General features: G+C 59.7%; 1 pseudogene. It reads left to right on the forward strand.

Going from position 1 to position 631, the window contains the following annotated elements:
• Nucleotides 1-500 precede the first annotated feature (500 nt).
• Nucleotides 501-631 (forward strand): annotated as a pseudogene (locus VSR34_RS38195) (IS5/IS1182 family transposase); the annotation flags it as partial.

Below are 631 nucleotides of genomic sequence, written 5' to 3' on the forward strand. Positions count from 1 at the left end.
GCTGCGCCGCCCTCAGGAAACTGGACGTACCCTATGCGAAAACCGAAAACCACTGAGCCGCTTGACACGGAAAATCATATCAGCCCGATTCACCGCCAAGCTCGCGGAATATTGCGAGACGGCAGGCAAACCGCAAGGGGCGCTGTTGGTGGAGCGGGTAAGAGAACGCGGAGAAAGCGAACGGCGGGCTGTAATGGTTCGCATAGGGGTTCAGACTTTGCCCTGACCCGAAAGGGGGCAAACTTCCGCGAGGTGTGGCTGTCGTGAGCCAGTATTTGAGGTCCGCCGTAGGGAAGCTTGGAAGAGACTGCCTCGTTGCAGTTCAGCGCCCTCGTCTCAGCGATGAGATGGGCCAACAATATGACGTTAGCGAAGGACTTGTGCTGTTTGACAGGGCCGGCATCGAATGACGGTGCTTTAGCCATGCGCGAGCCCATTGCGGTGAAAGTCGCTCGATGGGTTCTTTGGGGAGGGGGCGGCAGGAATGCCGTCTCCTTACCCGCTCGGCCAGCGAATTGCGTTACATGGGCCACACGCTGACCGACAATCGGCATGGCCTGGTGGTCAACGCGCGGGTGACGCGCGCTGACGGGCATGCCGAGCGCGAAGCAGCCAAGGTCATGATCAACGA

This window comes from Paraburkholderia sp. JHI2823, assembly GCF_038900695.1.
Lineage (GTDB): Bacteria > Pseudomonadota > Gammaproteobacteria > Burkholderiales > Burkholderiaceae > Paraburkholderia > Paraburkholderia mimosarum.